Origin of the sequence: uncultured Mailhella sp. (assembly GCF_944324615.1) — a bacterium.
In the GTDB taxonomy this organism is placed as follows: domain Bacteria; phylum Desulfobacterota; class Desulfovibrionia; order Desulfovibrionales; family Desulfovibrionaceae; genus Mailhella.
On sequence record NZ_CALUWY010000123.1, the window covers coordinates 1 to 7,200 of the forward strand.

Annotated in this window: 3 protein-coding genes; all 3 read right to left on the reverse strand. The window is 56.9% G+C overall.

Annotation, left to right across the window (positions count from 1 at the left end; all coding sequences use genetic code 11):
* Positions 1-37: 37 nt before the first annotated feature.
* Complete coding sequence (locus Q0K07_RS13115) at positions 38-5,998, reverse strand: SNF2-related protein (protein WP_294559808.1); 5,961 nt, start codon at positions 5,996-5,998, stop codon at positions 38-40.
* Positions 5,899-6,219, reverse strand: coding sequence for a hypothetical protein (locus Q0K07_RS13120; RefSeq protein ID WP_239463763.1), 321 nt, complete (start codon positions 6,217-6,219; stop codon positions 5,899-5,901). The genes Q0K07_RS13115 and Q0K07_RS13120 overlap by 100 nt, the downstream gene beginning before the upstream one ends.
* A 544-nt stretch (positions 6,220-6,763) precedes the next feature.
* Positions 6,764-6,937, reverse strand: coding sequence for an AbrB/MazE/SpoVT family DNA-binding domain-containing protein (locus tag Q0K07_RS13125; protein WP_083575400.1), 174 nt, complete (start codon positions 6,935-6,937; stop codon positions 6,764-6,766).
* Positions 6,938-7,200: the final 263 nt, after the last annotated feature.

Genomic DNA, 7,200 nt, shown 5'->3' on the forward strand with positions numbered 1-7,200 from the left:
CTATCAATTCAAAAGGCGCTTCTGTCATGCTGATGCTTTATCTCATTCGCATGGAGAAAGTCTCCTGCACAGGAGGCGCAGTGATGTTTTGCGTTTCCGCCATGTTCTTATAGATGCTGGCATAGTCCAGAGTTTCCTTGAGCGTATCAAAAGAGGCATGGACGGTTCGCGCACCGTTGATGATGTGGTCTTTTTCATACTGAACACGCAGGCCGACTTTGCCCTCTTCCGTCTGGAATATTCTCAGCTCAAATATTCCGCCGTCACCCGTTTCAACCTTCAGCTCGTGTTCCTGTTTGCCGTAAAAATCCATGCCGGAAGGCCGGAATCCGGCTTTTTCCATGGCTTGGCGATAGAAGTCGCCCTCCGTTGCCGAAGCTGCGGAGAGATCCTTCTCAGGATGCGTCATGGCATCGGCAAAACCGAGCAGTGCGGCATCCTGGCGTGCGAAATTCAGGGCGTCTTCTCTGCTCTCAAACTGCTTGAAGCGGACACCGGGCGGGCCTTTCACAAGGGAGTGCCAGAGATTGTCGTCATACAGGCAATGGATGGGCCACCTCGTAGTTTCACGCACATGGGAACGGTTCAGAAGATACCCGACCGGACTGTGCGTGACGGCGTACTCCGTCTGGTCCCCCTGCTCACCAAAGGTAAGCGTACAGACACGGTGGTCTTTCGGTGCCGCGTCTGCCATGGAGAAGGGGGCGTCGGGAGTTTCCTGCCTGGTCTCTTCTGCCGGAGTCGTGTCGGCCCCGGCGTCGGAAGTCTTTGGTGTCCAGTGGGAAACATAGCTCGCGTCATCCTGCATACGCTGCAACTCCCGGATGATGGCGCTATGATTTTCCCGCGCCAGGGTCAGTTCCTCCTTCTGGGGAAACTCCCTGCCGAGCGCTTCTCTGGTTGTTTCCAGTTCCGCCTTTTCATGACGGCAGGTTTCCCGGAATTTTTCCATGGCTTCATCGAAACCTTTGGCCAGGAAGTTGTCCATGCGCTGGAACAGACCGGAAAGACTGAGTTTGTCGTCAAAGAGATAGACGAGATTGTCCGGCTTGAACTCCTGTCCATCCGTACCTGTCACAACGATTCTGAACCCCTCCTTGCCGCCGAAGGACTGGGCATAGCGTTCAAGGTGCATGGCGAAGCCCCGATAGGAGCCGAACAGTACCCTGGCTCCGGCATTGCGCGTGATCTCCTTCACGCAGCCGAGCAGAATATCCTTTATTTTTTCGCCGTCTCTGTCCGTCAGCATCTTGTCTCCCGCAAAGAGTTCTATGCGGATTTTTTCCTTGTCTTTTTCCTTGACGATATGGGTGTGGCTGTCCCGGTGCCGGATGTTGGCGGCGTAGGCGCTTTCCGCCTTGGCAAGACGCTCATCGGTTCCGTTGAGCCACTTCAGCCTGTCGCGCAGACGATGCTGTCCCCGCTGATGCTGGGAATACAGGGCTTCCAGCTTGCGAAGGTCTGCGGCAAGCTGAACCTGCATGAGAATCAGCGGATTGCCTGAAGCTGCGGCCTTCATTTCGGCGGCGTTGGCGGCCTCGCTCTGCACGTCGTCGATAACGCGCTGGAGCAGATCGCCTTTGCGGAACTGCTCGATGGCAGCCGCCTTGTACTCTATGGTCTGCCACATCCGGGCGTCATACGTCTGTTTGGTGGCATAGTTGTAAATGCCCACGGAGAAGTGTTCCGGGTCGCGCTCATAGAACAGGTTGCCCTGGCGGATAATGCGCCCGTTGCGCTGCTCCAGGTCGGAAGGCCGCCAGGGGGCATCAAGATGATGTGCGGCCACCAGACGTTTCTGGACATTCATGCCAGCGCCCATCTTGCTGGTGGAGCCGAGCAGGATACGGACATGGCCGGCATTCATGTCGGAAAAGAGTTTGGCCTTGCGGATGTCGGTGTTGGCCTCATGGATGAAGGCGATTTCTTCCGGCGGAACCCCCCGCGCGACAAGTTTGCTTCGTATGTCGTCATAGACGGAAAACTTTGACGACAGCGCAATGACGGCATCCATGTCGGAAGCGACGGAGGTGTCTTCACCGCTGTCGTCCTTTTCCGCCTGTGTTGTTCCGTGAGATTCCTCATCCTTCTGTTCAGGCAGAAGTGTGCCGTCCACGTCCAGCAGCGTTTCCAATTCCAGGTCGTTACGGTTGGCCGGTGCGGAAGTCGGAGTTCTGCCGCCCTTGGGGGTGGACAGGTCGCAGAAGACAAGCTGCGTGCCTCTGTCCGCTGCCGTGTCGCTCCAAATGTGATAGATGCGTTCAACGGCGGCGTTGACCTTGGACCCTGCAAAATCATCCGCGTGCGGTTCTATCAGGCGATAGTCCAGACCGGCCTTGCGGGCGTCGTTGGTGATTTTGAGCGGATTGTCCCGACGCGGGTCGGGAGGAAGGTTTTCCATGCGGCTGATGATTTTTTCCATGTAGGCCGCCTGTTCCCCGGAGCGTTCGGCCACATCGTTATACGGCTTTCCATCAGTGACGGGAGGCGTCAGGGGGCGCAGCCCTGCCTGCTTTGCCTGTTCATCCAGATCGTTTTTGGTGACGACATCGGCAAAGGTCCGGTACATGGCGAGCAGTTCCGGGATGTTCTGGAATTTGGCGAAGCGGCTTTTGAGCTTGTAGTTCACCCCAGTGGCGTCAAGTTCCCAGCCGCTTGTGACCTGGCCGAAGGTGGAGGCCCAGGAGTCAAAATGGTCTATGCCCTTGGCCTGCAATTCCTCATACTGCATGTAGCGCTGGAGCGTGTACACTTCGGCAATGGTGTTCGATATGGGGGTGCCGGTCAGAAAGTACACGCCCCGGCCTTCATTTTTCCGTTGCAGGTAGCGGCATTTGATGAAGAGGTCGAGCGCCTTGGCCGAACCTGTGATATTGCCCAGACCGGAGACGTTCATGGTGGTCTGGTAGGCAAGGTTCTTGAACTCGTGGCTTTCGTCCACAAAGAGCGCGTCCACGCCCAGGTCGGCGAAATCAACGGAGGTATCCTTTTTCCCCGTGCCCGCGAGCAGAAGTTCATAGCGGGCTTCCATGTTTTCCCGCTGTTTTTCAAGCTGCTTGACCGTGGCCCGGCCTCCTTCCGCCTCCTTCACGGCCTCAATGGCTTCCAGCACGGCATCTATCTGCTCCTTCAGAATCTCCCGCTGAATGTCGTGAGGCATGTCGATTTTACGGAAGGAGCTGTGCGCGACGATAACGGCGTCCCAGTCTCCGGTCGCAATACGGGAAAAAAGCCGTTCCCGGTTCTGTTTGGTGAAGTCGGTCTTGTCCGCCACCAGAATATGGGCATTGGGATAGAGCTTGTAGAACTCATCCCGCCACTGGTGGAGAAGGTGGTTGGGGACGACCACCATCGGTTTGGAAACAAAGCCCATGCGCTTGGATTCCATGATGGTCGCTATGCAGGCCATGGTCTTTCCCGCGCCGACGACGTGATCGAACAGGGCCGTGCCTTCCTGAATGGCCCGCCAGACGGCATCCTTCTGGTGAGGCCGAAGTTTTACTTCTGAAGAAGCGCCGACCAGCTCAAGATGGGAGCCGTCATACCTGGGAGGCACGTTCGTGTTGAAGCGGTCGTTGTAGAGCCTGGACAGGCTGGCTCTTCTGTCGTCATCCGTCCATATCCAGTCCGTGAAGGCCTGTTTTATTTCGTCGGCCTTCTGCATGGCTGCGGCGGTCAGCTCCTGGTCCAGAACCGTGATGGGTCTGCCCTGTTCGTCGCGCTGGCCGGTTTCCTTTTCCACCTTGATGGGCTTGTTCATCAGAAGGGCTTCAATGATTTTTTCCGCAGGGTATTCCGGGATGCCCCAGACGGTGGTGTTCAGCGCGACATCGTACAGATAGACACGGACGCTCCATCGACCGAGCGTGGGCAGGTAATCCACCTGCTGAGAGCCTTTTCCGCCATGCAGATGTTCGATGAAGTCCGATATGACGGAAGGAGGAAGCCAGGCGGAGCCGAACTTGACGCCGATGTCCACGGCTTCTATGTCGGGCGGCAGAGTCTCCGTAAGCGCTTCCACATTGGGCAGAAAGCGAGGGTCGGAGCTTGCGGCATCCCGTGCCTGACGCAGTTTTGCCCGGACATTGCCCGTGAGATACTTATCCCTGATTTCCCAGAGTTCCGTGGCGGGATTGAGAAAAATAAGGCCCTGTTCCTGCAAGTCCCGCTGAATGACATCGGTGGAGCGTCCGAGAAGCTGCTCCATGCGGGCGAAGTCCACCTTGCCGCTTTCCCGAAGCGCTATGACAAGGGCATCCTTGGGGCTTTCCGCCTGTTGGGCGAGCGTCGCCGGTTTAAGCACACGCTGTCGGAATACGGCAGCTTTTCTGGCGGAAGCGGGTCTGGCCTGTCTGCCGGTCTTGCGGGCCACATCCGGCGAAATGCCCTTGTCGTAGTCCGCTTCCAGGGATTCCAGCAGGGCGTGTTCAGGGTCTTCCCGCATGAGGCTGCGGTTGGTTTGTGAGTTGAGGTGCCCGTACTTTTTGACAAAGGCGTCGTACTGCGTGTTGAGTCGCTGGCGCAGGTTCGCCATACGACTTTCATTTCCTTCGCCTTTTTCCTCATTGAGCAGCTCACGCAGGGTATCCCTGAGCTGAATCATGGAAGACAGGCGCAGTCGGGCGGTTTCATTTTTTACGGTGACGGGTTCATAACCTCCGTCGCCGAACTCCCCGGAAGTCTTGAAGACGATTTTTCTGCTTTGAGGTTCAACGCAGAGTGCGCCCATTTTCAGGGACTGGAAGTAGTCGGAAGCCAGGAAGTCATGATTGAGGACGGATTCGGCTTCACGGACTTCGGCAGAGGGTAAGGGGCTGAACTGCACGGCAGGCAGCGCGTCCAGACGCCTGGCTATTTCTTCGCCGAGGTTTGTCTGAGACGCATCGGACACACAGTTCAGGCTGTCCTCGAACATGCCGCCGGAATACGCCATTCTTCCGATGATCTGTTCCGGGCGGGAAGCGAAGTAGCTGTTGACCACGGCGGTGCGCCTGCCGCCGTGCTTGAGGTCGTCCACTTCCATGCTGGACGTGTGGAGCCACTCCAGACTCCGCTTGTTTTCGCCGTTGTGCTTTTGAAAGAAAACGATGTCGGTGGTGACATCCGTCAGGGCATTTTGCCGGAAAGCGGTTTCAGGCAGGCGCACCGCGCCCAGGAAGTCGGCATATCCCGCGATATGTTCGCGGGCGGAGGAATCGACGGCATCCATGAAGTAACGGCTGACCACAAAGGCGGCTATGCCGCCCTCGCGCAGCAGGCGCATGGACTTGGCGAGAAAATAGTTGTGGATGGAAAATTTTTTCAGTTCGGGAAATTCGGGGTCGTAGAGAGACTGATTCCCGAAAGGAGGATTGCCCACTGCAAGGTCGAAACTCGGCGTGTTGAGGGGGATGTTCTGAAAGCCGTTATTGATGTGGCGGGCTTTGGGGTACAGGTATGCGGCAATGGCCGCTGTTGTCGGTTCCAGTTCCACGGCCAGGAACCGGGCTTGGAAACTTTCCGGGCAAAGTCCGATAAAGTTGCCGATACCCGCCGAGGGTTCGAGAATGTGGAGTTCCTTTCCCGTTTCAACGCCGAGTCTGGAAAGCCCCCGATAGATGCCCCTGATGACGGTTTCCGAGGTATAGTGAGCGTCCTGTGTGGAGCGCCGGGCGGCCGCGTATTCATCGGGGGAGAGTACGCCTTGAAGTTCCCGGTATTCCGCCGCCCATTTGTCGTTTTTGGGGTCAAAGACCTGCGGAAGACCACCCCATCCGACAAAACGCACCAGCGTGCTTTTTTCTTCCGGGGTGGCCAGTTTCGCACCGTTGGCCTGGAGCTGCTTCAGCAGACGTATGGCGGCGAGGTTATCCGCATATTTTTTCTTTGCGCCGCCGACGCCAAGCTGATCTTCCGGGCTTATCCGGTAATTTTCAGGTTCATCTCCACCCCGCAGCTTTCCAAAATCTCCCAGTCCGACATCCCCCGCAGGCTCGCCTGCCGGGCGGATTCGCTGCACAGCGTCCTCTTCTCTATGGCCTGCTGCTGATCCAGTCGTATCTGCAAGGCCAGATTCCCTTCCGCTTCCAGGCGCTTCAGTTCGTCGGGGCTGTTCAGTGCCCAGCGGTCGAGAATCAAGTAGGCTGAATTGGTGAACCCTCTGACCTTGAGGTCGTGAATGGTTTCGGGCTTGAGAACGGTTCTGGCGATGTCCAGCGGATTTGTCTGTCTGTCCAGCATGGGAAACCTCCTGAGTTGAGGAATGTTGTTGTCTGAAGGCCGCGACTTCCTGCACGGTCAGGTAGTCTTCGTTTCCTTTCCGGAACAGCTCTTCCGGCGTGTCCCTGTCGCCGTCGATGAAGCGCACGATGTCCAGGGAAGGACTGTACATGCGTCCCCCATCCGACGTTTCATAAACAGAGAAACCGCGTCCGTTCACGCCGAGCCTTTTCGGGGGGATGCTGTCATCGGGCGGAAGCAGCGGCTTCCGTTTGCCGGGATGTTCCGGTTCTTTCGGAAGTTCTTCGTGTGAGGCGGGGCTGACCGGAGGCGTAGCGGACGGGGGCTGTTCGTGCGTCGGCTCCCGGAGTATCCGTGTTCCGGCTTCTTCCCTTATGTCATCCTGAATGTTTTCTTCCCTGATCTGTTCGATATGGCTGACCATGATGTCGAACAGCGACAACTGACGGGAATCACTGGTCTGCTTGCGCCGTCTGGCCATACTGTCCTTTCCTTGCCGCTGGGCGGAGGAAAGGCGGCGCGTCGAAATGAAGACAGCCTGTTCCTACTCGCCGGGCTTTTTTTCCTGGGCGATTGTCAGCTTTGCGGCGTTTTCAACGACAATGCGCCCGTTTTCTTCATAAAAAACAACCTTATCCCCTTCCTTCACGTCGAGCTTTCTGCGAATGGCGAGGGGCAGCGTGATCTGACCGCGCGAAGTGACCTTGGCAAGTTCCATGAGTTCTCCCTGAAATCTTATTTACAAGATAAATCTTACTTATAAGATTAGTGAGAAGGGAAGCGTTCGTCAAGACGGGTCAGGGAAAGAGGGCGTCATAAAACGGACTCATTCAAAAGGCCGCGCGTAATCATCTGGACGATGCGTTCTTTGGCATCGGCGTCGTCGGCGCGGGCCTTATGGGCGAGTTCGAGAGCCAGCGGCACTTGTGAGGCCGTGAAATCACAGGCGGGAAAACGAATGCCGTCCAGAATCCAGGTGGG